13 protein-coding genes are annotated in these 25,726 nt (G+C 36.3%); 7 read left to right on the top strand and 6 right to left on the bottom strand.

The genetic code is table 11. The features are described from left to right. The first annotated feature begins 100 nt into the window (after nucleotides 1-100). Both NBX03_RS07905 and NBX03_RS07900 read left to right on the top strand, forming a co-directional pair. Nucleotides 101-2,176 (top strand): Hsp70 family protein, encoded by a 2,076-nt coding sequence (locus NBX03_RS07905; protein ID WP_250227245.1) that lies wholly within the window; start codon nucleotides 101-103, stop codon nucleotides 2,174-2,176. Nucleotides 2,177-2,441: 265 nt separating this feature from the next. Further along, a complete protein-coding gene (locus NBX03_RS07900; protein ID WP_250227244.1) occupies nucleotides 2,442-3,605 on the top strand; it encodes a tetratricopeptide repeat protein in 1,164 nt (387 codons plus the stop codon). 37 nt (nucleotides 3,606-3,642) lie between these two features. Here the strand turns inward: NBX03_RS07900 and NBX03_RS07895 are convergent, their stop codons facing one another. After that, nucleotides 3,643-4,788, bottom strand: a complete 1,146-nt coding sequence (locus NBX03_RS07895; RefSeq protein WP_250227243.1) for a THUMP domain-containing class I SAM-dependent RNA methyltransferase — start codon at nucleotides 4,786-4,788, stop codon at nucleotides 3,643-3,645. A 230-nt stretch (nucleotides 4,789-5,018) separates the two neighbouring features. Here NBX03_RS07895 and NBX03_RS07890 point away from each other — a divergent pair, with 230 nt between their 5' ends. The 5 genes from NBX03_RS07890 to ftsY all read left to right on the top strand — a co-directional run bounded on the left by NBX03_RS07890 (nucleotide 5,019) and on the right by ftsY (nucleotide 16,716). Beyond that, nucleotides 5,019-5,600 (top strand): hypothetical protein, encoded by a 582-nt coding sequence (locus tag NBX03_RS07890; protein WP_250227242.1) that lies wholly within the window; start codon nucleotides 5,019-5,021, stop codon nucleotides 5,598-5,600. Nucleotides 5,601-5,623: 23 nt separating this feature from the next. Next, nucleotides 5,624-9,262: a helicase-exonuclease AddAB subunit AddA gene (addA, locus tag NBX03_RS07885; RefSeq protein ID WP_250227241.1), complete on the top strand. Its 3,639-nt coding sequence runs from the start codon at nucleotides 5,624-5,626 to the stop codon at nucleotides 9,260-9,262. Nucleotides 9,263-9,448: 186 nt separating this feature from the next. After that, entirely contained in the window at nucleotides 9,449-11,863 is a 2,415-nt protein-coding gene (gene leuS, locus NBX03_RS07880; RefSeq protein WP_250227240.1) for a leucine--tRNA ligase, read from the top strand. Nucleotides 11,864-11,954: 91 nt separating this feature from the next. After that, entirely contained in the window at nucleotides 11,955-15,539 is a 3,585-nt protein-coding gene (gene smc, locus NBX03_RS07875; RefSeq protein ID WP_250227239.1) for a chromosome segregation protein SMC, read from the top strand. A 280-nt stretch (nucleotides 15,540-15,819) separates the two neighbouring features. Next, complete coding sequence (gene ftsY / locus NBX03_RS07870; RefSeq protein ID WP_334303377.1) at nucleotides 15,820-16,716, top strand: signal recognition particle-docking protein FtsY; 897 nt, start codon at nucleotides 15,820-15,822, stop codon at nucleotides 16,714-16,716. A gap of 176 nt (nucleotides 16,717-16,892) precedes the next feature. On the opposite strand, the gene NBX03_RS07865 is transcribed toward ftsY, so the two are convergent. The 5 genes from NBX03_RS07865 to NBX03_RS07845 form a co-directional block, all read right to left on the bottom strand. Continuing rightward, the gene (locus tag NBX03_RS07865) at nucleotides 16,893-21,266 is read right to left on the bottom strand and encodes a PolC-type DNA polymerase III (protein WP_250227237.1); all 4,374 of its coding nucleotides are present in this window, start codon (nucleotides 21,264-21,266) and stop codon (nucleotides 16,893-16,895) included. 19 nt (nucleotides 21,267-21,285) lie between these two features. Further along, nucleotides 21,286-22,341, bottom strand: a complete 1,056-nt coding sequence (gene ispG, locus NBX03_RS07860) for a flavodoxin-dependent (E)-4-hydroxy-3-methylbut-2-enyl-diphosphate synthase (protein WP_330638518.1) — start codon at nucleotides 22,339-22,341, stop codon at nucleotides 21,286-21,288. 190 nt (nucleotides 22,342-22,531) lie between these two features. Continuing rightward, nucleotides 22,532-23,626, bottom strand: a complete 1,095-nt coding sequence (locus tag NBX03_RS07855; RefSeq protein ID WP_250230192.1) for a M50 family metallopeptidase — start codon at nucleotides 23,624-23,626, stop codon at nucleotides 22,532-22,534. A 2-nt stretch (nucleotides 23,627-23,628) separates the two neighbouring features. Next, complete coding sequence (locus NBX03_RS07850; RefSeq protein ID WP_250230191.1) at nucleotides 23,629-24,771, bottom strand: 1-deoxy-D-xylulose-5-phosphate reductoisomerase; 1,143 nt, start codon at nucleotides 24,769-24,771, stop codon at nucleotides 23,629-23,631. A gap of 10 nt (nucleotides 24,772-24,781) precedes the next feature. After that, the gene (locus NBX03_RS07845; RefSeq protein WP_250230190.1) at nucleotides 24,782-25,594 is read right to left on the bottom strand and encodes a phosphatidate cytidylyltransferase; all 813 of its coding nucleotides are present in this window, start codon (nucleotides 25,592-25,594) and stop codon (nucleotides 24,782-24,784) included. Nucleotides 25,595-25,726: the final 132 nt, after the last annotated feature.

Genomic DNA, 25,726 nt, shown 5'->3' with positions numbered 1-25,726 from the left:
GTCGCGTTTCTATGGCAAACAGACTATGTTTTTAGACTTTTCAGACATATCCTAGTATAAATTCGCGGTCTTTAAAATAACGCGGGATTGGAGAAGATATATGAGTTATTTGGGAATTGACCTTGGAACTACAAATTCAGTTGCAATAATTTATAACGACAAAAATAATGACTTGGATATAGTAAAGGTTGACGGTACTGATGAAATACTCCCTTCTGTTGTAAATTATACGGAAGAAGGGGTTATCGTAGGTTCAGAAGCTAAAGCAGGGGCCGTTATTTATCCTGAAACGACAATGGTATCTGTAAAAAGATTTATGGGCTCCCCTGATAAAATTACCTTGGGAAGCTTTTCAAAGACACCGGAGGAAATAAGCGGCGAAATTCTTAAAAAATTAAAAAAGGCGGCGGAAGAACAAGCAGGAGAAACTTTTGACGAGGTCGTAATTACCCATCCGGCTTATTTTAACGACAGGCAGATATTTGCTACAAGAGAAGCCGGGCTTTTAGCCGGGTTTAAAAATGTATTTTTAATGAGCGAACCTCTGGCTGCCGCCATAGAATACGGTTATCGCCAAGGGTATGCCCAGACCCTTCTTGTTTATGATTTAGGCGGCGGAACCTTCGACGCCTGTGTATTAAAGGTTTCTCAGGACGAAAACGGCCAGGAGATTTTTCAGGAGCTTTCCGACGTAGGCGATATGAACCTGGGCGGAGACGATTTTGATGCAGAAATTATCCGATTCTTTAAAGAAAAGTTCATGGAAGAAAATAATATAGACCTTGACACCTTGGAAACAAGCGAACGCCAGAGAGTAATTCAGAAGCTGAAACAGGAAGCAGAGGCTACCAAAAAGAAGCTTTCCGGCACAAATAACGCTACGGCAAGAATAAACCCCCTGATAATTCATGAAGGCGTTCCGAAGAATCTTTCTGTTGAAATTTCAAGGGAAGATTTTGAAGCGATGATCCGTAAATATGTAGACCGAAGCAGGGATATCGTTGAAGAAGCCCTAAAAAGGTCAGGAAAAGGTGCCGATGAAATATCAAAGGTTATTCTTGTAGGCGGTTCTACGCTGATACCGATGGTTAAGAGAATGGTTGCAGGCTTCATTAAAGAGCCCTACAGGGCAACAGACCCTGCCAAAAGCGTTGCGATGGGTGCGGCAATTTATAATTATTTAATTCATTTGCCTAACTCAAATGTTAAAATAGGTCAGATAACCCGGCAAATTTTCGGAACAGAAGCAATCACCAATATCGCTACTATGGAAAAGAGCCTTATTCCCATCATTCCTATGGGAAGCGCTATACCATGCAGAATATCCGATTCTAATTTTGCTTCCATGTCCGGTGCAACTGCCGTAAGCGTAGACCTTTACCAATGGGAGCAGGGTCACGAAGAAGCGAAGAAATATATCGGAAGCGTTATCCTTTCCGGGCTTTCGGGAACCACTCAATTGGAAATAACCTATTTCATAGATGAAAATAATATTTTTCAGGTAGAAGTTAAGGATATGGCTACAGGGCGTATTCAAACAGGCGTGTTTGACCGTTCAAAGGCTTCTGCGCCTCCTGAAAGGCCCCATGCCGTAGCTACCGATAAGGTGAATATTGTATTTATCATAGACACAACAGGTTCTATGGACACTTATATCAATGGTGTTAAGGACAGAGCCATAGAGTTTTCCGAGATATTAAGCTCGAAGGGTGCAAGCTTTAATTTAGGCCTTATTGGCTTCGGAGACTTAAATGAAAAGGAAAAGCCGTCGGTATATAATTTTACGAATGATGTTACAAAATTTCAGAAGCAGGTTAAGAACATTCCGAGAACCCACGGAGGAGATATTCCGGAATCCAGCCTTGATGCTCTTGAAACAGGGGTTGAGCTTTTAAATTCCGCTTCTTTAGGTGTTTCTGACAGAAATATATTTATATTAATAACCGACGCTCCCCCTCATGTGCCTACAAACAGAGGAAACAGCGTCATGGATATATGCGATATGCTGAATTCAAGAAATATTACAACTTATGTTGTAGCAAGAAAAGACAGAGACAGCATCGCAGCCTTTGACCCTGTAACAAAGCCCAATGGAAAGTACTATGATTTAAAGGATAAATTCTACGATATTCTTGATAATATAGCCCTTAGCATCACAGAGCTTATAAGGCTATAAGGTATATAGCAAAAGAAATTAATAACAGTAACAAAACTGTATATTTTACGCTTAGTGAACTTAAAAATGCTTTTATAGTTTCACTGTAAGTATTTCAGATAGACTTTCTCTTATAGCCAACAAGCTTCTTTTCAAGTTTATTGACTATGAGTGGGTTAAATATAGTGTTTTTATATTTAATCCGTTTATAAAAAATAGGTTTTGTTCCTGCCTTAATTTTGTTTTACTTTAATTTATAAAAGTCAAATATAAAGATGGTGAAAAAATGCCTGCGGAGATTTTATATTGTATTTCTCAAAGTGAAATTAAAACCCCTTATACCTTCCATTTAACAAATATAAAAGTATATTCCTTTGAGGAAGCTTTATACCATTCTTATAATTATTGGATTGAATCCTTTGAAGATTTTATAAGTGATGAGTTTATAGAGTGGGTAAGAGATGTTTTAGGAGAAAAATATCTTGCTTCAAAAATCTCTAATCTTAAAACAATTGAAAGCTCTTCCGACAGGCTTTTGGCATTTTTATCTCTCACAGATTATTATGACAGGGCCCAGCTTGCGGCATTAAGGGTTGAGCTTAAAGAATGGGAGCATCGGCTTGAATGGGAGCGCCTTAAAGATATGGGAGACTATCTCTTTAAAAAAGGCGATGCTGAAAAGGCTTTTATCTATTATAAAAAAGCCCTTTCCTATGGTGATAATATCAAGGTTTTAAATAATGCCGGCATTTGTCTTATGCATACTCAAAATTTTGCAGAAGCGGCCGCCTTTCTTAAAAGAGCCTATGAAATAGATAAGGAAAATTTCAGTGTATTGATTAACTACGCTGAATCCCTTATTTTAAGCGGAAATTTTGAGAAGGCCTTTGTTTATCTTAATAAGGCAGGAAGAATAAGCGATAATTCCATCGTTAATTTCCTTTATGGAAGGCTTTGCTTTGAAAGCAACAATCCTTCCGAAGCCATTAATTATTATAAAATGGCGGCGGAAGCAGAATACAAGCCGGAATATTATTACAGTCTTTCAAAGGCCTATGTTAAACTTAGAAAATACAAAGAAGCCTTGGATGTATTGGAAAATATCAAAGAAAAAGATGCAGATTTTTATATCAGCCAAGCCAATATCCATGCCGTATTCACTGATTACGGCGCCGCAGTAAAAAGCCTTGAAAAGGCCATTGTCTTCGGCAATAAGGATAATTGTGAGCTTTGGGTGCTCTTGGCGAAATATCACAGGCATAATTATGAGCTTACAAAAGCAAGCGGTGCCATAACAAAGGCTTTAAACCTTGATAAAAATAACAAAAGGGCATTGCTAGAGCATGCCAAAATAAAAAAAGCTCAAGGCAAAACAAGAGATTACCAGCTTGTTTTAGGCGATATCCTTTCTGCATTTAAAAAAGATTATAGAAGGATTCATAATATATAAAAGCCCCGTTTAGGGGCTTTTTTGTTGGTTTAATTTACTATATAGTATCATTTTTAGGAGGCCTTGGACCAAAATATTGATAATAGTCTGTTTTAACATTTCCGTTAAAAAGCTTTCTTTTCTTATCGGCCTTTTTTCCTAATTGTTTTTCAAATTCTTCATTTGAAGTGATTACATATAAGGACCATGAAGGATTTCGCTTTAGGAATAAACCTAAATTCTTATGAATTTCTTTCATTTCCTCTAAGGTTCCTATTCTTTCCCCGTAGGGAGGGTTTGAAATCATGACGCCGTAATCTCCAGGGGCAGGGGTTTGGGAATCGAACTTTCTGGTATCGAAGAAAATACTATCATCAACCCCTGCAAGACGGGAATTATGCTTTGCCGTTTCTATGGCCTTCGGATCCATATCGGAAGCATATATTTCAGGCCTCACATCTACGTTTATTTCTGCATAGGCCTTTGACTTTTCATCTTTCCATATTTTTTCGTCAATTTGGGGCCAGTATTTAGATGCAAAATCCCTTGTAAGACCAGGGGCAATATTTCTTGCGATCATGGCGGCTTCAATGGCGATGGTTCCTGAACCGCACATAGGATCGAAAAGAATTCTGTCCTTTTTCCAATAAGAAAGATCAATCAGCGCGGCAGCAATAGTTTCTTTTAAAGGGGCCACAACAGCGTCAAGGCGGTATCCTCTTTTATGAAGACCCGGTCCTGTAGTATCTATGGTTAAAGTTACTTTATCCTTTAAAAGCCCAACCTGAACCTTATATTCAGGGCCAGTTTCTTCAAACCATTCTACATTGTATTTCGGTTTAAGCCGTTCCACAATTGCCTTTTTTACGATGGACTGGCAGTCGGATACGCTGAAAAGCTGAGATTTGATAGATTTGCCTGTTACGGTAAACTTTCCGTCTATGGTTATCCAGTCTTCCCATGGAAGAGCCTTCGTCTTTTCAAAAAGCTCGTCAAAGGTATATGCATAAAATTCCGCAAAATTAATCAGAAGCCTGTCTCCAGACCTAAGCCACATATTAAATCTCGGTATCATCTCAATTCCGCCGGAAAAGTCTATCCTTCCGTCGGAAACGTTTATATTTTCTCCTCCAAGCCTTTCAACTTCTCTTTTGACAACAGCCTCAAGCCCGAAAGTCGATGTTGTTATATAATTAATTTTCATGAACCCACCCTTTATATTTTCTAATTTTTCTATAAAATTGTAAACTGCGTTATTAAGTATATTCTATCATTATAAGGCTTTCATAACAATCATTAAATATTATGGTGATTTATATCTATTAATCGTATTTTTGCAAGTAAAACACAATAAATTACTATATTTTATTACACAAATCAAATTTACTTATAAAATGTCTTATGGTAGTATTAAGCAAAAGGAGTTGGTAGAATATGGAAACAAAGAATCCCATTACCCGTAAAATTCTTAAACAATATAAGATTTCTTCTGAAGAGCTTATCACAGATACCGGCAATCATTATTTTATAAGGGCGGAAAACATTAAAGATAATCAGATAAAGTCCCTCATGCTTCAAATTATATGCAATATAATGAGCGAAAGCCAGATATTTCTTGAAGATGCATCAAAATATACGCAGCATAAAAATATCAACAGTCTTATTATATCCGACATTCCAAGGCTATATAAGGTTTCAGGAATGTATATCGTATTTATGTTTTTAAAAAATGCGGACATGCCCTTAGAATATAAAGAAGCAGTAAAAGAGGGAATGATAAAAGTCTTTAATTATAGCAAGGGCGAAATCAAAAAAATAAAATATTTCTTTGGAAAAGCTATGGACCAATCAAGCATAATGGAGCTTGAAATGAATTTATATATCTGCACCATACTTTTTAAAAATAAATTGCCAAGCCCCCTTAATCTTGCATTAATGTCTAATTTTCTTTATAATTCTTATATGAGGTTTTTGGAAAATTACGACAGATACGTAAAATTCAGAAAAACCGCCTAGTATAAAAATAAGGGGCCTTAAAATTGGTAAAATTTACACCTGAACAGCAGCAGGCAATAGATCAGAGAAATTGCAATCTTTTGGTATCGGCAGCGGCGGGAAGCGGAAAAACAGCCGTGCTTGTAGAAAGGATTATAAACTTAATAAAAGACAATGAAAACCCTGTAGACGTGGACAGGCTTCTTGTTGTTACGTTTACTGAGGCTGCGGCTTATGAAATGAAACAGCGTATTACTTTAGCTTTATCGAAGGCTTTGGAAAATGATCCTTTTAACGAGCATTTGAGAAAGCAGATAAATTTACTTAACAAAGCCTCTATAAGCACCATACATTCCTTCTGTAACAGTGTAATACGAAAATATTTTCACATTATATCCATAGACCCTTCTTATAAAATAGGGGATACTGCGGAAATAAGCATAATGCAGGAAGAAATACTAAATGATATTTTCCTTGAAGAATATGAGAAAGAAAACAATGAGATTTTTTACGAGCTTATAGAAATTTTCAGCGATAAATTTACAGATGAAAAATTAAAAAGCCTTATTCATCGAATATATGAATTTTCCAATAACAGCTTATATCCTGAAAAATGGCTTGATAGCTGTGCCGAAGAATTTAATATTAGAGAAAAAAATATAGACAGTATTAAATGGATAGAGATTATAAAAGAATCGGTAAAAAGAAGGCTTTATGCACTGCATGAAGAAGCTTTAATGGCCCTTGAAATATGCAATAAGCCTAACGGACCCCTTAAGTATGCTGATGCCATTCATTCAGATATAGAGCTGATTAAAGCCCTTATAAAGGCATCAGATAGCTTTGAGAGTTTATATGAAGGATTTTCCAATATATCTTTTGCAAGCCTTCAGACAATTAGGGCCTCTGATACTATAGACGAAGATTTAAAACAGGCTTTCAAAGATATCAGGGATAATTACATAAAGAAGGAAATCAGTAAAATCAAAGAGAAATTTTTCTTCAAACCGCCTTATGGGCAGATAAAAGATATCAGTACTTTATATCCTTATGTCCTTAAACTGATTGAAATCATTAAGGAATTTAGAAAAAGATATGCCCTTAATAAACTTGAAAAAAACATTCTTGATTTTAATGACCTTGAACATTTCTGCCTAAAAATATTAAGCACAAGCGAAGAAGCTTCAAAAGAGTATCGTGATAAGTTTGAAGAGGTTTTTACAGATGAATATCAGGACAGCAATGATATTCAAGAGGCTATTCTTTCTTTAGTTTCAAGGGAAAATAATAGGTTTATGGTAGGGGATTTAAAGCAGAGCATTTATAAATTCCGAAGGGCAAAGCCCGAAATATTTAAAGAAAAATATTATGCTTATTCTATAAGCAATCATAATAAAAAGATAGATTTATCTACCAATTTCAGAAGCAGGAAAGGCATTCTTGACGCTTCCAATTTCCTTTTTAAGCAGCTTATGAGCCTTGAAATAGGTGATGTTCGCTATGATGTAAATGAATGGCTGAATTACGGGGCGTCTTACCCGGAAGCGAATGAAGCGGTGGAAATACTCTTATGCGATACAAAAAACGAGCCGGCCGATGATGAAATCATAGAAAATATTAATAAAGTTGAATATGAAGCAAAAGCTATAGGAAGCCGTATTCTTAAAATGATAAAGGGAGAAAACGATACAAAAATTTGGGATAGGGAAGGGGAGCGCTTCCGTAACCCTGATTTTAAAGATATCGTTATCTTAACAAGGTCTTTAAGTGATGCAGATACCTTAATAGATGAGCTTAGCAAAATGGGGATACCAGCCTATGCAGATAATTCCGGCGGATATTTTGAAAATATTGAAGTTCTCACAATCATAAGCCTTTTAAGCATCATAGATAACCCAAGGCAGGATATCCATTTAGCCGCAATCCTTCATTCGCCTATTTATTCGGTAAATCCCGATGAGCTTTGCCAAATAAGAATGGCGTCACCTGACGGGTATTATTACGACGGCATATTATCCTTACTTTCAGAAGAAAACAGCTCTTTACCTAAAAATACATATGATAAACTAAAGAAATTTACCGATGATTTAGAATATTTCAGAAAAGAAAGCAAATATAGGCCTGTTTCAAAATTTATAGGAATGCTTTACAGGCATACGAATTACTTTAATTATGTAGGGGCCATGCCCGGCGGGACCATGCGGCAGGCAAATTTACGCGCTCTGGAGCAATACGCCTTTAGATTTGAAAACACCAGCTTAAAGGGGCTTTTTAGCTTTATAAAATATATTGAGAAGATTATTAAGCGGGATACTCAAGTAGGCAGTGCAAATGCTCTAAGCGAAAATGAAAATGTAGTTCGTATAATGACGATTCATAAATCAAAGGGCCTTGAATTTCCTATCGTATTTCTTGCCTTCTGCGGTAAAAAGTTTAATTTAAGAGATGAATATCAGGATATTGTTCTTCATGACCATTTAGGCTTAGGACCGGGATATGTGGATTTGGAGATGCGAATAAAAAGCAATACAATCGCCAAATGTGCCTTAGCTGAAAAAATACATGAGGAAAACTATTCTGAAGAACTTAGAATATTATACGTTGCATTAACCAGAGCGAAGGAAAAGCTCATTATTACAGGAAGCATCTCAGGCGCAGAAGGCCAGATAAAAAAATGGTCCAAACTTTCTCAAGTTGATAATGCAAAAATACCTCATCAATATATATTAAGTGCCGTTAACTATCTGGATATGATAATGTATGCTGTTTTACGGCATAAGGATGGTTTCAATAAGATAAAAGAAGTCTATAATATTGATAATCCTTTGAATTTGGAGCTATTTAACGATTTATCAAAATGGGAAATTGAAATAGTAAATTATCAAATCGATATAGATGAATTGATTCGTGAAGATTTTCATCATGATTGCGAAGATAACGATTATCTTATTGATAAAGATGCCTATGCTTCTTTGGAAGAATGCTTTAATTGGATTTATCGATATGATAACATTTTATCTCTGCCTTCAAAGCTTTCAATTTCAGAAATAAAGAGAAATTATTACAGCCGTAAGAAATTTGAAATAGGAGAGGAAAGTTCTGATTTTTCATATCCCGTATTTCGGGATCCTGATTTTATTAAACAAGGCGAACCTCTTTCTTCCTTGGATAAGGGTACCGCAATTCATACATTAATGGAACATTTTGACCTTAAAGTATTTTACAATAAAGAGGATATTAAAAATTTAATTTATAATCTTACGGCAAAAAATATATTCTCTGAAGAAGAAGCCAATGGGATTTCCATAGAAAAGATCTATCGTTTTATGAACAGTTCTCTTTCAGAAAGAATAAGAAAAGCCAAATTCATAAAAAAAGAAATGCCCTTTGTAATGGATATATCTTCTGAAGAGGCATATTTAATGGGCCATGGGGAAGGGTGTCTTCTTGTTCACGGCATAATAGACCTTTTTTTTGAAGAAGAGGACGGATTAGTTCTCGTAGATTATAAAAGCGATTATATATCTAAAAATAATATTAATATAATAAAAGAACGATATCAGGTTCAGCTTTCCATCTATAAAAAGGCTTTGGAAAGAAGCATGAATATGAAAGTAAAAGAAGTATATATCTATCTCTTTTCCATAGACGATTTCTTAGAAATGACCTCTGTTTTAAATTAATCTACATATTGCTGTTCTTTTATTCATGAACTGCCATAATGGCCCCATAAGCCGTCATATTATTAAGAAATTCTTGCATTTTTAGGCTATTTATGATAAAACAGTATAGTATAAAAGCTTATTCTTATTAAGAAATAATTTATAATTATATATGAAAGCATCAATTTAAAAGAGAGGACGTTTTAAATGAGCAAGCATTACGACCATATTGCGATCGAAAAAAAGTGGCGTAAGAGATGGGAAGAAAATCCTATTAATTTGCCTAATGATAAAAAACCCAAGTATTACTGCCTTGATATGTTCCCATATCCTTCGGCAGCAGGACTTCATGTAGGCCATTGGAGAGGATATGTCGTAGGTGACGCCATAAGCCGCTATAAAATATTACAGGGATTTGAAGTTCTTCACCCCATGGGATTTGACGCTTTTGGTCTTCCTGCTGAAAATTACGCAATTACGCAAGGCGTTCACCCTGCTGTTTCAACGGCGGAAAGTGTTGAGAACTTTAAAAGACAGCTTAAGGATTTAAGTGCTGTTTTCGACTGGAGCAAAGAAATTAATACTACAGATCCAAGCTATTATAAATGGACTCAGTGGATATTTGTGAAAATGTTTAAGGAAGGCCTTGCCTATGAAAAAGAAATGCCTTTAAACTGGTGTCCAAAATGTAAGGCTGTTCTTGCCAATGAAGAAGCCACAAACGGCGTATGTGACAGATGCGGCTCTGTAGTAACAAAGAAAATGCTCCGTCAGTGGATGCTTAAAATTACCAAATACGCCGAAAGGCTTTTAAATGACCTTGATAAACTGGACTGGCCTGAAAAGGTAAAGAAAATGCAGTCAGACTGGATAGGTAAAAGCTACGGTGCTGAGATAGATTTTGAAGTAGAAGGGCTTCATAAGCGTATCAAGGTATTTACCACAAGGCCAGATACTCTTTACGGTGCTACTTTTATGGTGCTTGCCCCAGGCCATAAGCTTGTAAGCGAGCTTACAAGCTCTGAACAAAAAGAGGCTATTGACGAGTATGTATTTGCCGCCAGCACAAAATCCTCTGTAGACAGAGTTTCAAGCAAGGAAAAAACAGGGGTCTTTACCGGCTCATATGCAGTAAATCCTCTTAATAATGAAAGAATTCCTATCTGGGTTGCCGATTATGTTCTTGAAGACTACGGAACAGGCGCAATCATGTGCGTTCCCGCTCATGACGAAAGGGACTTTGAATTTGCCAAAAAATTCGGCCTTAAAATAACGCAGGTTATAACAAAAGAAGGTTCTCAGGATATGGAGCTTGAAGAAGCTTATACTGAGGAAGGCATTATGATTAATTCTGCCCATTTTAATGGAATTCCTTCAACAGAAGCAAAGGAAGTAATTGCTTCCTACCTTGAAGAAAACGGAATCGGCAAGAAAACAATCAATTACAAGCTTAGAGACTGGGTATTTTCAAGGCAGCGCTACTGGGGAGAACCTATCCCTATTATCCACTGCGAGAAATGCGGAACGGTTCCTGTGCCTGAAGAAGACCTTCCTGTAGTTCTTCCCAATGTTGAAAGCTATCAGCCGACGGATACGGGAGAATCGCCCCTTTCCGCCATTGATGAATGGGTCAATACTACTTGCCCTATATGCGGAGGCCCTGCAAAGAGAGAAACAAATACAATGCCTCAGTGGGCAGGCTCCTCGTGGTATTTCTTAAGATATCCGGATCCTCATAATGATGACGAGTTTGCCTCTAAAGAAAGCCTTAGAGCATGGCTTCCTGTGGATATGTATATCGGCGGAATAGAGCATGCCGTTCTTCATCTTCTTTATGCAAGATTCTACACTAAATTCTTATACGATATAGGTGCCGTAGAATTTGAAGAACCTTTTATCAGGCTTTTCAATCAGGGAATGGTGAATAAAGACGGTATAAAAATGTCTAAATCAAAGGGAAATTATGTTTCTCCTGATGATATGCTTGAAAGATACGGCTGTGATTCCCTTAGAATGTATGAGCTTTTCGTTGGCCCTCCGGAGCTTGACGTTGAGTGGAGCGATTCAGGAATAGACGGCGTTTATCGATATTTAACAAAACTTTGGAAGCTTATAAATGAATATAAGGATAAAATCATAGAGCCAAACAATGAATATGACTTTGTAAGAAATAAAATGATTTATGAAATAACTACCAGGTTCAATAATTTTACGTTAAATACCGTAGTAAGCGGATTTATGGAATATACCAATAAAATTATCGAGCTTGCTAAAAAGCACGACGGAATCGATATGGAAACTTTAGAAGCCCTTACAATTATGCTTTCACCTTTTGCCCCTCACATTTCGGAAGAAATATGGGAATTAACAGGTCATAAGGATACTGTATTTGATCAGAGCTGGCCGGAGTTCTTCACAGAAAAGCTTAAGGAAGATACCGTTGAAATAGCGCTTCAGATTAACGGAAAGCTTAGAGGGAATTTAAGCATTTCGGCAGACGATCCAAAAGAAGTAATCATTGAACAGGCGAAGGAAGCTTTAAGAGAAAAGCTGGAAGGCGTAAGTATTGTAAAAGAAATCTATGTTCCCGGTAAAATCGTAAATATCGTAGTTAGAAATTAATAATTCGTTTAGGCAGCTATTGTATGTGTTTATCTGCGATAGCTGCTTAATTTAGGTTTATAGGATTAGAATAATTCTACGGGAGGGTATTATGTATTTAAAACGCTTAGAGCTTACAGGCTTTAAATCCTTTCCAGAAAAAATCAAATTAGAATTTAATAAAGGCATAACGGCAGTTGTAGGACCTAACGGCAGCGGAAAAAGCAATATATCAGACGCTGTTCGTTGGGTTCTTGGGGAGCAAAGCGCTAAAAACTTAAGAGGCGCAAAAATGGAAGACGTTATCTTTGCCGGAACGGAAAATAGAAGGCCTTTAAGCTTTGCAGAGGTTGCCCTTACAATAGATAATGAAGACAAAGCTCTTAATATTGATTATTCCGAAATCACCATTAAAAGGAGGGTCTATCGTTCAGGGGAAAGCGAATATCAGCTGAACGGCACTGTATGCAGGCTTAAGGATATTCATGAAATGTTTATGGATACGGGCATAGGCAAGGAAGGCTATTCCATCGTGGGCCAGGGAAAAATAGAAGAAGTGCTTTCTTCTAAAGGGGAAGACAGAAGGCTTTTATTTGAAGAGGCAGCAGGCATCGTGAAGTATAAGGCCAGAAGATACGAGGCCCTTAATAAGCTGGAAAAAGAAAGGCAAAACATTCTAAGAGTAGAGGACATTCTTTTTGAAATAGAAGATAAAATAGGCCCTCTTGAAGAACAGGCAAAAACAGCTAAAAAATATATGCTCCTTGCGGAAGAATTAAAACTTACCCAAGTAAATATCTTCGTAAATGAAGTTGAAGGATTTTCCGAAAAAATAAAAGATGTGGATAATGATATATCCAATACAACGATTCAGATTTCAGAGCAGAACAAAATAAAAGAAGAAATCAATCTTGAAATAGGGGATTTAAAGCAAAAAGAAGAATACTGTGAAGCAAAAATTCAGGAGACTTCTAATCTGCTTTCGGATTTGCGTTCCAATACAGAACAGACGGAAAATGATATTGTTCTTTCCAGAGAAAAAATAAATCATATTTTATCGAATATTGAAAGCATAGAAAAGTTCATTCAATCTGCAAATTTTTCAATATCCGAAAACAAAAAAATATTAAGTTCCATTCATAATGAAAGAGCTTCTCACATGAATCAGCTTGAAAGCCTTAAAAAAGAATTAGATGAAAAATCTAAGGCATTTGAGGGTTTTTCAAGTATCATGACCGAAGAAGAAGAAAAAATAGAAGCATTTAATGCAAGCATCATTGAAAATATGAATTTGCTTTCAGATATAAAGGGAGAAATTCAAAAAACAGAAGGGCTTTATGAGCAGTTGGAATTAAGAAAGGAAAGCCTTTCGTCCGAAAAAAGCAGAACTTTATCCGCTCTTAAAGAGCAGGAAAAAAACAAGCTTGAATTTGAAAAAGAGATTAATTCCGGCGAAAGCAGGATTTTAAATATAAAAAGGATTTTAGAAACCCTTTCAAAAGAAAAAATTGATTTAAACCAGAATAAAAATCTTTCTAAAAATGAGCTTTCAAAAACAAATAACGCTTTACAGGCATTGACTTCAAGGCTTAAGGTGCTTTCAGAGCTTGAATGTAATTATGAAGGATATTACAAATCAGTTAAAAATATCCTTGTTCATAAGAAAAATAACAAAAATGAGCTGAAAGGCGTCATAGGCGCCGTAGGAGAAATTCTTAAAGTAAAGGAAGGCTATGAAACTGCAATAGAAATAGCCTTATCCGCTTCCGTTCAAAATATAATAACCGAAACGGAAGAAGATGCGAAAGAAGCAATAAGTTTTTTAAAAAGAAGCAATAGCGGAAGGGCTACATTTCTGCCTTTAACTGCTATAAAACCTTCTTCTAAAATAGCAAATAAAAGTATTTTAGAAGAAAGCGGGGTAGTAGGCATAGCCAAGGACTTGGTTGAGTATGATTTACGATTTGAAAATGTTTTTTCCAGTCTTTTAGAAAGAGTAATTGTAGTTGACCATATAGACACAGGAATCAGGCTTTCAAAAAAATATAAAAATGCCTTTAAAATAGTTTCTATTCAAGGGGATTTGTTTAATATCGGCGGCTCTATTACCGGCGGAAGCATAAACCAAAATTCCGGCGGAATATTTACAAGAAACAGAGAAATCTCAGACCTTAAAGATAAAATTAAAAGCCTTCAATCCTCTGAAGAAAAGCTGAATAATACCCTTATATCAATCAATAAACAGCTTGATGCAATATTTATTCAGGAGGAGGAAAATAAAAATAGCCTCCATAGCATAGAAATTGAAATGAACTCCTTAAGCCATAAGCTTTCTCAAGCAGAGGAGAATATTCTTTCTTTAAACAACAGCTTAAATGCTCTTATTATAGAAGATAAAAGCATTATGGATAAGATAATAGAAGTAAACCATGCTATAAGAGATAAAAATCAAAGCAAAGAATTGATTGAAGAAAAAATTAATTCTATTAAAGATGAAATTGCTCAAATCCAAAAATCCGTTTCCATAAGAAAGCTTGAAAAAGATGAAAGGCTTTCCAAAATAACGGATTTAAAAGTAGAGATAAGCTCCATAGAAGAAAAAATTAAATCCTTTGACGATAATATTAAAAGAATAGAGACGGATTTATCTGAATCGGAAGCTTCCATAGTAAAAAACGAAAAGGACGAAGAAGATAAAAGGCTTATAATTAAAGAAAAAGAAACAGAAATTTTAAATCTGGGAGAAAAGATAAAGGAATTAAGGGAGAATCATGCTTCTTTGTCAAATGAACTAACGCTTCTCCAAGAAAATAAACAAAGCTTAAAATTAAAGATAGAAGAATCAGAAAAAAACCTGATGGAACAATCGGAGGTTTTATCAAATTTAAAAAGCGAACTATCTCGTCTCGAAATGAAAAAAGAACATATTAATGAGCAGCTAAGGGCGCTTTATGATAATATGTGGGATAATTATGAAATAACCTATAATCAGGCCTCAAAATACGAAAGACTCGATTATAGCTTGAATAAGCTTCAATCGAATGAACGAAGGCTTAAAGCTGAAATTAAATCTCTTGGCAATGTAAATATAGGGGCTATAGAAGAATATCAGCTTCTGAAAGAACGCTATGATTTCCTTACGGTTCAAAGAAATGATATATTAGACGCAGAAGAGAAGCTTAAGGATATCATTGCAAAATTAAGTGCTCTTATGGAAGAGCGGTTTGCAAGCCATTTTAAAATCATCTCCGATAATTTTAATACAGTTTTTAAGGAAATGTTCGGCGGAGGAAAAGCTTATTTGAGGCTTACAGATGAAGATAATTTACTGGAATCCGGTATAGAAATTATAGCACAGCCGCCAGGGAAAAATCTGCAAAACTTATCCCTTCTTTCAGGAGGGGAGCGCTCCTTAACGGCAATAGCACTGCTTTTTGCCATATTTAAGATGAAGCCTTCGCCGTTTTGCATTCTTGATGAAATTGAGGCAGCCCTTGATGATGCCAATGTATACAAATACGCAGACTATATCAGAACCCTTCAAAAGAATCAAGATAATACACAATTTATTTTGATAACCCATAGGAAAGCCGTAATGGAAAATGCAGACGTTTTATATGGTATTACCATGCAGGAGCAGGGAATATCAAAGCTTGTAAGCGTAAGGCTTGAAGATAACATTGCCACCACAGCATAAACTTTATAGAAATAAGGAGAAAAAAATGAGCTTTTTTAAGAAAATATTCGGCGATAAAAATAACAATAATGATTTTAAAGAAGAAGACAAAAATACAGAGGAGCTTCCTTTCGATAGTAATTTAGATAGTAATATTGAAGAAGAAGCTTCCGAATCCGAAACTAAAAGTCTTTCTTCTTATGAAGAAGAGGAAATTGAAGATCTTGAAGAAATCGAAGAAGCAATAGAGACAGAAGAGCCCAAAGAAGAAAATGCATCTAAAAAAGGCTTTTTTCAGAAGATGTTTGAAGGCCTTGATAAGACCAGGAAAAATATCTTAGGCGGTGTAGAAAATGTTTTAAGCGTATTTACCGTAATTGACGATGAGCTTTTTGACGAGCTTGAAGAAGCTCTTATACTGGCAGACATTGGTGTAGAAACTTCTATGTCCATTATAGAAGAGCTTAGAACAAAGGCTAAAAAGAACAGGATTACAGACGTAGAAAGCCTTAAAACACTTTTAATTGAAGAAATTACGGAAATTCTTAAAAAGGACGAAGAACCTCTTAATTTAAGCTCTCCGTCGGTAATGCTTGTGATTGGCGTAAACGGCGTTGGAAAAACGACCACCATAGGAAAGCTTACGAATAAATATAAGCGCGAAGGTAAAAAAGTTGTTCTTGCAGCCGCCGATACTTTCAGGGCCGCAGCCATAGATCAGCTTGAAATATGGGCAAACAGAAATTCGGTAGATATCATTAAACATCAGGAAAATTCCGATCCTGCAGCCGTAATATTTGATGGAATTAAAGCCGCGAAATCAAGAAATGCCGATTTATTAATATGTGATACAGCCGGAAGGCTTCATAATAAAAAGAACCTCATGGAAGAGCTTAAAAAAATATACAGAGTTATAGAACGCGAATATCCGGAAGCCCATCAGGAAGTTTTGCTTGTCCTTGATGCAACCACAGGCCAAAACGCATTGCAGCAGGCAAAAATATTTAAAGAAGCTGCCAATATAACGGGAATCGTTTTAACAAAGCTCGACGGTACAGCCAAAGGCGGAATTATTATAGCGATTAAAAATGAGCTGAATGTTCCTGTGCGCTATATAGGCGTAGGAGAAGCTATAGATGATTTACAGCCGTTTAATGCAGAGGAATTTTCAAAAGCGCTGTTTGGAATCAAGCAGTAGTGTAGATACAACTATTCGCGAAATCACACTTTAATGAATAGTTATGTATAATATAAGTGCACAGTATGCTTTTTATGGCTACTGTGCATTTATATTATAATTGATGATTAATATAACATATTACATTATTTATTTCATTTAATCTTATTATATACGAAAAATAATTTCTTAGTCTTTTAAAATAAGGACAGCTGATTGGTCTCAGGTATTCCTTCAAGAAGATTATTTTTCTTTAAAAGTTCTATAACTGTTTTCGTGGCTTTTGTTCTTTCTCTGAATTCTTCTATGGAAAGAAATTCTCCGTCTTTTCTTGCTTCTATGATATTTTGTGCAACCGTTTCCCCTAATCCCTGTATAGAACATAAAGGCGGCATAATTCCGTCTTCAAATACCTTAAATTTAGTGGTATTTGCTTCGTACAAATTAAGATGAATGAAATTAAGGCCTCTGGCATACATTTCATTTACCAGCTCTAATGTTGTCATCAGGTTCTTTTCTTTGGCAGAAGCATCATTTCCAAGAGCTCTTATACGCTTTAATTCATTTCTTGCTGTTTCACGGCCTTTGCACATAATTTCATAGTCAAAATCCTCAAATTTAACGGAAAATATAGCTGCATAAAAGCTATAAGGATAATAAATCTTAAAATACCCAATCCTTACCGTCATCATAACATAGGCCACGGCATGGCCCTTAGGGAACATATATTTGATTTTCTTGCAGGAATCTATGTACCATTCGGGAACTTCGTTATCAAGCATGACTTCTTCGTATTCTTTCGTAAGACCTTTTCCTTTACGGACGCTTTCCATTATTTTGAAGGAGGTCTTTTTTTCGACTCCATGGGCTATTAAGTAAACCATAATATCATCTCTTGTAGGAATAACTTCTTTAAGCGTGCATATTCTTTTCCTTATAAGCTCCTGGGCATTATTAAACCATACATCGGTACCATGGGAAAGCCCTGATATTCTCACAAGCTCTCCAAAACTTGACGGCCTTGTATCAAGGAGCATCTGCCTTACGAAGCTTGTTCCGAATTCAGGAAGGCCAAGGCTTCCGGTTTTACATTCTATGTCCTCTTCGGTTACGCCAAGGGCCTCAGGCGATGTAAAAAGGCTTATTACTTTTGGGTCTCCCAAAGGAATCTTCTGAGGGTCAATCCCTGTGGTATCATGGAGCATTCTTATGATTGTCGGAACGTCATGGCCCAGAATATCAAGCTTTAGAAGCCTTCCGCTGATAGAATGATAATCGAAATGAGTTGTTGTAACATTGGATTTATTATCGTTTGCCGGTCTCTGAACCGGGCAGAATTCATAGATACTATGGTCGTTTGGCACTACCATAAGCCCCCCTGGGTGCTGCCCCGTCGTTCGTTTTATTCCCGTAAGGCCTTTTTTAATACGGTTTACTTCGGCATTTCTTACAACTACGCCTCTTTCTTCAAAATACTTTTTAACATAGCCATAAGCCGTCTTATCCGCTAATGTGCCTATGGTTCCTGCTTTAAATACATGGCCTTCACCAAAGAGCTCTTCTGTATAAGCATGAGCCTTTGCCTGATATTCTCCTGAAAAGTTAAGGTCTATATCCGGTTCTTTGTCTCCGTCAAAGCCCAAGAAGGTTTCAAAGGGTATATCATGGCCGTCTTTATTTAAGGGGGTCTTACATATGGGGCAAAGCTTATCTTTCATGTCACAGCCGGAGCCGCCGGGGTTTTCCGATATAAACCCACTAATATCTTCTGAATCAAACTCCGAATATTTGCAATTGGGGCATACGTAATGGGGCGGCAAAGGATTCACTTCCGTTATGCCGGACATTGTGGCAACAAAAGAAGAGCCAACAGAGCCTCTGGAGCCTACAAGGTATCCCTCGCTTTCGGACTTTGAAACAAGCTTCTGAGCTATGATATACATAACGGAAAAGCCGTTTTTTATGATAGAACCAAGCTCTCTGTCTATTCTGTCATTCACTATTTGAGGCAGAGGGTCTCCGTATATACTTTTGGCCTTTTCCATTGTAAGCCTTGTAAGCTCTTCTTCGGCCCCTTCTATTTTAGGCGGAAAAGTTTCATCTGGAATAGGCTTTATTTCTTCTATCATAGTATTTATGATATTTGTATTTGTGATAACGATTTCTTCTGCCAAATCCGGAGGCAAATAAGAAAATTCTGAAAGCATCTCTTCTGTTGTTCTGAAATAAAGAGGAGCTTGTAAATCGGCATCTTCAAACCCGTCTCCTGCCATGATGATACGACGGAATATCTCGTCCTCAGAGTTTAAAAAATGCGCATCGCAGGCAGCAACAACCGGCTTATTGTATTTCTTGGCATATTCAATTATTTTTTTATTGATTTCTATTAAATCATCACGGGATTTTACATGTTTATCCCTTACCATAAATAAATTGTTATCAATAGGCTGAACTTCAAAATAATCATAAAATTGAGCTAAATAATCAATATACCCCTGGGGCTTTCTATCAAAAACAGCTCTATAAAACTCCCCGGCTTCACAAGCCGTTCCCATCAGCAAACCTTCCTTAAGCTTTAAATATTCACTTTTTGGAATTCTTGGCCTTCTCTGATAATATTCAATGTGGCTTTTACTTATAAGCTCATATAAATTTCTTAATCCCGTGTAATTTTGTACCAGTATGATGGCATGATATGTACGAAGTCTTCCGATTTTAATATGTTTAGAGCCGTATTCATTAAGCTCTTTAAGGTTAAACACATTTTCTGCTTTCAAAAGCTCAATACATTTTAAGAAAATTTCCGCTGTGGCTCTCGCGTCATCTACGGCTCTATGATGGTTTTTAAGGCTTATGCCTAAGTTCTCTGCAACAATATTCAGCTTATGGTTATTAAGCTCAGGAAAAAGCGCTCTGGATAGCTCCACAGTGTCAAGAACCGTATTATTAATAGGCATATTATAAAGTTCTTCGGCCCATCTTGCGATAAAGCCTACGTCGAAATTGGCATTATGGGCTACCAGCACGCCATCACCGCAGAAATCAATGAACTCCTTCAAAACCTTATCAATTGCCGGCTTTCCTTCAAGCATTTTATCTGTTATTTTAGTTAATTCGATGATTTCCTGAGGCAGTTTTATAAAAGGGTTGATAAGCGCCTGAAAATCATCTATGATTTCACCGTTTTTTATTTTAACGGCGCCAATTTCAATAATAGAGCAGGTTTCTTTCCTTAAGCCTGTAGTCTCTATGTCAAAAACAATATACTCACTGTTAAAATCCTGATTCTTCGGGCATTGTACAATGGCGCTTATATCATCAACCAAATAAGCTTCAACTCCGTATATTACCTTGATACCGTGTTTTTTGGCGCTTTCCATAGCTTCCGGAAAGGCCTGAACAACGCCGTGGTCTGTTACGGCGATGGCCTTATGGCCCCATTTGGCAGCTGTTTTAATATAATCGCTTACAGAGGTAACCGCGTCCATGGCACTCATTTGGGTATGTAAATGAAGCTCTATTCTCTTTTCGGGAGCATTGTCCATACGCTCTTCTTTTTTTGTATCAGGCTTAAAAAGCTCTTTAGCCATAATATTAATTTCTTTTGTAAAATCATCAAATTGGATTTTCCCTTTTACTCTGATGAAATTTCCTTCCTTGATAAGCCCAGAATAAACTTCGTCATAGCTTTCATCATCGGAAAACATTTTAATGGTGATGGAATTTTTAAAATCTGTAATGTCAAAGCTTATGATTAAAAGGCCGCTTTTTGTAGTCCGAATGTCTATATCAAATATTTGGCCTTCAACGATTGCTTCTTTGTCTATTTCAAGGTCTTTATCAAGAGCGGTATCTGCCTCAGGCATGGATTCAAGAACTTTAACCGTAGATTTAAGCCGTTTTCTCGGCTGGGCCTTTTGAGGTTCATTGGTCTCGGCATTAGGGCCTTGGGAAGGTCCTGAATTGTTATTTGAATTTACTTGGGGCTCTTCATGAATTATCATTTTTTCAACAAGTTCATCTTCAAGGGCTTTAAGGTTTTTAGTATATTTATCATTGGAGGCTTTCTTTTCAACATCTTTAAAATGAACTTGAATATGAATGCCGAATCTTGAGCTTAAATAAGTTGAAATAAGCTTATCTGCTTCCTTTTTATAAAGAACATAAGAGCAATTCTTTTTAACATGAAAAATAAGCTTATTTTCGTCAAGCTCATAATCGGCGCCTCCGATTAAGTTGCCGCATAAAGGGCTTCTTGATGAAATAAGATAGTGAATATTTTCTTTTGAAATTTTAAGAGCATCTTTTGCATCAATTTCAAAGTCATATTTTATATTTATAGCAATGCTATCTATCTGCTCAAATTCCTGCTCTAAAGTAGCCTTCAGCTCGTCAAGGTGTATCTCGTGAATGATATCCTGAGATAAAAGGAATACTTCCATTTTTCTAACTTCCTGATTTATGAGTATTCTTTCAACCTTAACTTTTCTTAGGGCATTAATGAGACCTCTTGAAAGCTCTATATTGCCAAAAACCTCGGAAAAACTCTTTGCTTCTTTTACAGTATTCATTCGATTCATCCTTAAACTACTAAAGCTTATTAATTTCTTCTACCAGTGCATCTGCAAGCTCATTTTCAGGAACCTTTTTCAGTATTTCACCTTTTCTAAATATAATGCCGCATTCTCTTCCGCCTGCGATACCGATATCTGCATCTTTTGCTTCTCCCGGGCCGTTTACTACACAGCCCATTACGGCTACCTTTATATCCTTATTAATATTTTTGATTTTAGATTCTACTTCTTTTGCAAGATTTATCAGGTCTATTTCCGTTCTTCCGCAGGTGGGGCAAGACACGAAATTGACTCCGAATTTTCTTACTTCCAGGCTTTTTAATATTTCTTTGGCGCAGATTATTTCTTCGAGGGGATTTTCTGTAAGAGATACTCTCACCGTATCCCCAAGGCCTCTTGTAAGTAATGCTCCGATTCCTGCCGCAGATTTTATAGAACCGCCGTAATTCGTTCCTGATTCTGTTATGCCTATATGAAGAGGATAATTGCATTCTTTTGCGAAAAGCTCATGAGCCTTTACAGTAAAAGGCACTGACGTGGCTTTCAGAGATACGACAAGATTATCATAGCCTAAATCCTCGATGATTTTTACTTGCTTTAAGGCACTTTCAACGATACCTTCAGGGGTAACACCGCCGTATTTTTCTACAAGCTCCTTTTCAAGAGAACCGGAGTTTACTCCTACCCTTATGGGGATATTTCTTTCCTTTGCTTTTGCTACGACTGCTTTTATTCTGTCGATTGAACCGATATTTCCGGGATTTATGCGTATTTTATCCGCTCCGTTTTCTATTGCAGCGATTGCCAGCCTGTAATCAAAATGAATATCTGCAACGAGAGGAATTTTTATGCTTTTCCTTATTTCTTTAAGGACTTCGGCAGCTTTTACGTCATTTACTGTAACCCGAATTATTTCACAGCCTTCGTCTTGAAGTTCTTCGATTTGCTTTATGGTAGCCGAAGCATTTCCTGTCCGGGTATTTGTCATCGATTGAATCAATATGGGATTCTCTCCCCCGATTGCCTTATCTCCTATGTGTACTACTTTTGTTTTATGCCTTTCATATATCATTAGAGCAACACCCCGTTATTATATAATCTTAAATTCTAATCTTTTTGTTTGTGATATTATAATTTTACCACATAGGCAAATTATAGTAAACTTAGGTAATAATAAGTAATTAAACCTTAAGAGAATTTTTATGTAAAAAGTGAGTGTTGCAAAATGAATTTTGCAACACTCACTTAAATTTCTAAATTTTTTATGAACCTGAAACCAATCTTACAATATCATTATAAGCTACCAATATAGCAAGAATAATAACGATTGCAAAACCTATTAAATGAACAAAGCCTTCTTTATCCGGGTCCATAGGCTTCTTTCTTATTCCTTCAATGATGAGAAAAAGTATCCTTCCGCCGTCTAATGCAGGTATCGGAAGAAGATTTAATACTGCAAGGTTGGCGCTTAAAAGAGTCGCCAAATCCATAAGCATGAATACAGTATTTCTAATGCCGTATTCGGCAGACTGCTCTATACTGTTGTTAACCACCTGGCCTATACCTATGGGACCTGCAAGTTCTTCAAGTTTTACATTAAAGCTCAGCATTTCCTTAAGGCTGTCTATGACAATTTTAATATAGAATCCGGCCCGGTAAAAACCTACGGAAAACGTTTCAAGAATCCCTGCTTTTTCTATTCCTTCTCTGGCATCCTCAAATAATCCTGTACGGCCGCCCATCTTAACACCGTATTTATACGATGAAAAACCGTTTTGATCGGTATCAAGAACTGGGGTTAGTGTTGTATTATAGTTTTTCCCGTCCCTTTGGTATTTGATTTCAACTGTTTTTCCGCCATTGATACTTTGAAAATAGGCCAAATACTCATAAGTATATATGTTTTGATTATCTACCTTTAATATTTTGTCTCCGGCCTGGAGCCCTGCCTCATATGCAGGATAGCCTTCCGGTACGTCTACGATTAAAGGCGTGTTGAAGCCTGTAAACCCGGCAGATATTGTAGCCAATAAAACAGCCAGAATAAAATTCATAATAACGCCGGCAAGGCAGACGGCAATCCTTTGTATTACGGTTTTTGAAGTAAAAGACCTTTCATCGCTGGACTCTTCTTCGCCTGTTTCCCCAAGCATTTTGCAATAGCCGCCTAATGGAAAAAGCCTTATGGAATAAAGAGTATCACCTTTTGTTTTGCCGTAAATTAAAGGGCCCATGCCAACGGCAAATTCCTCTACCAATATTCCGTTTCTTCTGGCGACGATAAAATGCCCCCATTCATGAACAACAACTAAAAGACTGAATATCAGTAAAGTAATAATTATAGATAATATATTCAAATTCAAATCACCTCATTGATATAGCTCCTTCCGAAAGCATCAGCGTCCATTATGTCCGAAAGGGTGTAATCATATTTAACAGTATATGCATTCATAGCCTTTTCTATTATTAAAGCTATATCTGTGAACTTAATTTTATTATCGAGAAATTGATATATGGCTTCTTCATTTACTGCATTTACCATGGCAGGCATGGTACCGCCTGTTTTCGCCGCCAGTATGCCTAAATTGAAGCACGGGAAATCATCGAATCTCGGTTTTTCAAAGCTTAGCTTTGAAAAACTTAAAAAATCAAGCCTGTTAAATTCATATTTATTGCGTACAGGATAATTAATAGCATAAGATATGGGAATTCGCATATCTGGAAAGCCTAATTGAGCTATAATAGAGCAATCCTGAAATTCAACCATGGAATGTATTATGCTTTGGGGGTGAATTAATACCTCTATATCTTCAAAAGAAACATCAAACAAATATTTTGCTTCAATAACTTCCAAGGCCTTATTCATTAAAGTTGAAGAATCTATTGTAAGCTTTTTGCCCATAGACCAGTTCGGATGTTTTAAAGCATCGGCTGCTTTTACTTCCTGCAGTTCTTCCTTTTTATAGGTTCTGAAAGGGCCCCCAGAAGCTGTGATATAAAGCTTTTTTATTTTATTTTCAAAATTTCCTGTAAGACATTGAAAAATTGCAGAATGCTCACTGTCTACCGGCAATAAAGAAACATTATTTTCTTTAACTTTTTTCATTATCAAATCGCCGGCACTTACGAGAGTTTCTTTATTGGCAAGGGCTATATTTTTTTTAGCTTCTATTGCTTTTATGGTAGGCAGTATTCCTGAATTCCCCATTAAGGAATTTAATACAAGATCAACTCCGTCATAAGAAGCTATTTCCGTAAGCCCTTCAACGCCGAAAAGAATATGAACTTCTTTTTCCTTATATTTATTTATAAATAGTTCGTAGCTTTCTTCGTCTGTAATACATACGGCCTTAGGCTTAAATTCTTCTATTTGTTTATAAAGCAAATCTATATTTTTATGGGTGCTTAAGCATTTTACATTGATACCTTTGCTATTTCTTATTACGTCCAGAGCCTGGGTTCCAATGGAGCCGGTGGAACCAAGAATTGATATGTTTTTCATTTTTACCGCCTTACTTGTATATTAAAATTAAGCGCAGCACCATATAAACAACAGGCGCCGTAAATATTATGGAGTCAAACCGATCCATGATACCTCCGTGACCGGGAATAAGCTTTCCATAATCCTTTATTTTAGTGTATCTTTTTATTGCAGATGCAGTTAAATCTCCTAAAACGGAAAAGGCAGCGCCAAATCCGCTCATGATTACAAAAAGAGTGATTGCATTTATTTCATTTCCTATATTTGTAGTTTTCGTAAGAACAAAAGCATATAAAAAGCCTATAAGCATGGCTCCCAATATACCGCCTATAACTCCCTCGATTGTTTTTTTAGGACTTAAAATAGGGGTAAATTGATGCTTTCCTATGGTAATGCCTGTAAAATAAGCAAATGTATCCGAACCCCAGGCGCTCGTAAATATAAGCCATACAAGGAACCTCCCGTAGGGGTGGACTCTGGTTAAATAAATGCTGCTTAAAAGAAAGCCGATATATAAAAAGCCAAAAACATTAATGGCAGCATCAAAAGGTGTCATTTTGCTGTGATTCAATACAAGAAATGCCAGATTTAAAAGCATATAGGAAAACAGCATCATCAGTAAAATGTCGGAATTCAATCTGTCGATAAAAGCATAATATATGGCAATAAACAAATAGCTTATATAATTTTCTATTTTAGTTCCTCTGTTAAAAGCTCTGTAAAATTCAAACATCCCTATAGCAGATATCAAAACCATGAGAAGTTTCATAGGAAGCCCGCCGTAAGCTATAATCAGCACTACGATAGGAAGGCCTATGATGCTTGTTACTATGCGTTTAAGCAAGAAAATCACCTCTATGTTAAAGTCTTTACAGCAAATAAACTAAAAAAGAACTTAGGCTATTTGCTATGGCATTGAGGAAAACCTATTAAACTTAAAATCAAAAGACGGTTTTCAAGTTTAATAAGGACATAT

Origin of the sequence: Anaeropeptidivorans aminofermentans, from assembly GCF_940670685.1 — a bacterium.
GTDB lineage: Bacteria > Bacillota > Clostridia > Lachnospirales > UBA5962 > Anaeropeptidivorans > Anaeropeptidivorans aminofermentans.
The sequence above is the reverse complement of the archived record's forward strand: the minus strand, read 5'-3'. Positions and strand labels throughout refer to the sequence as shown.

Excerpts from the sequence above, each read along its gene's own strand:
- NBX03_RS07905 (WP_250227245.1), top strand. The coding sequence starts at position 101 with ATGAGTTATTTGGGAATTGACCTTGGAACTACAAATTCAGTTGCAATA.
- NBX03_RS07900 (WP_250227244.1), top strand. The coding sequence starts at position 2,442 with ATGCCTGCGGAGATTTTATATTGTATTTCTCAAAGTGAAATTAAAACC.
- NBX03_RS07895 (WP_250227243.1), bottom strand. The coding sequence starts at position 4,788 with ATGAAAATTAATTATATAACAACATCGACTTTCGGGCTTGAGGCTGTT.
- NBX03_RS07890 (WP_250227242.1), top strand. The coding sequence starts at position 5,019 with ATGGAAACAAAGAATCCCATTACCCGTAAAATTCTTAAACAATATAAG.
- leuS (WP_250227240.1), top strand. The coding sequence starts at position 9,449 with ATGAGCAAGCATTACGACCATATTGCGATCGAAAAAAAGTGGCGTAAG.
- smc (WP_250227239.1), top strand. The coding sequence starts at position 11,955 with ATGTATTTAAAACGCTTAGAGCTTACAGGCTTTAAATCCTTTCCAGAA.
- ftsY (WP_334303377.1), top strand. The coding sequence starts at position 15,820 with ATGTTTGAAGGCCTTGATAAGACCAGGAAAAATATCTTAGGCGGTGTA.
- NBX03_RS07865 (WP_250227237.1), bottom strand. The coding sequence starts at position 21,266 with ATGAATACTGTAAAAGAAGCAAAGAGTTTTTCCGAGGTTTTTGGCAAT.
- ispG (WP_330638518.1), bottom strand. The coding sequence starts at position 22,341 with ATGATATATGAAAGGCATAAAACAAAAGTAGTACACATAGGAGATAAG.
- NBX03_RS07850 (WP_250230191.1), bottom strand. The coding sequence starts at position 24,771 with ATGAAAAACATATCAATTCTTGGTTCCACCGGCTCCATTGGAACCCAG.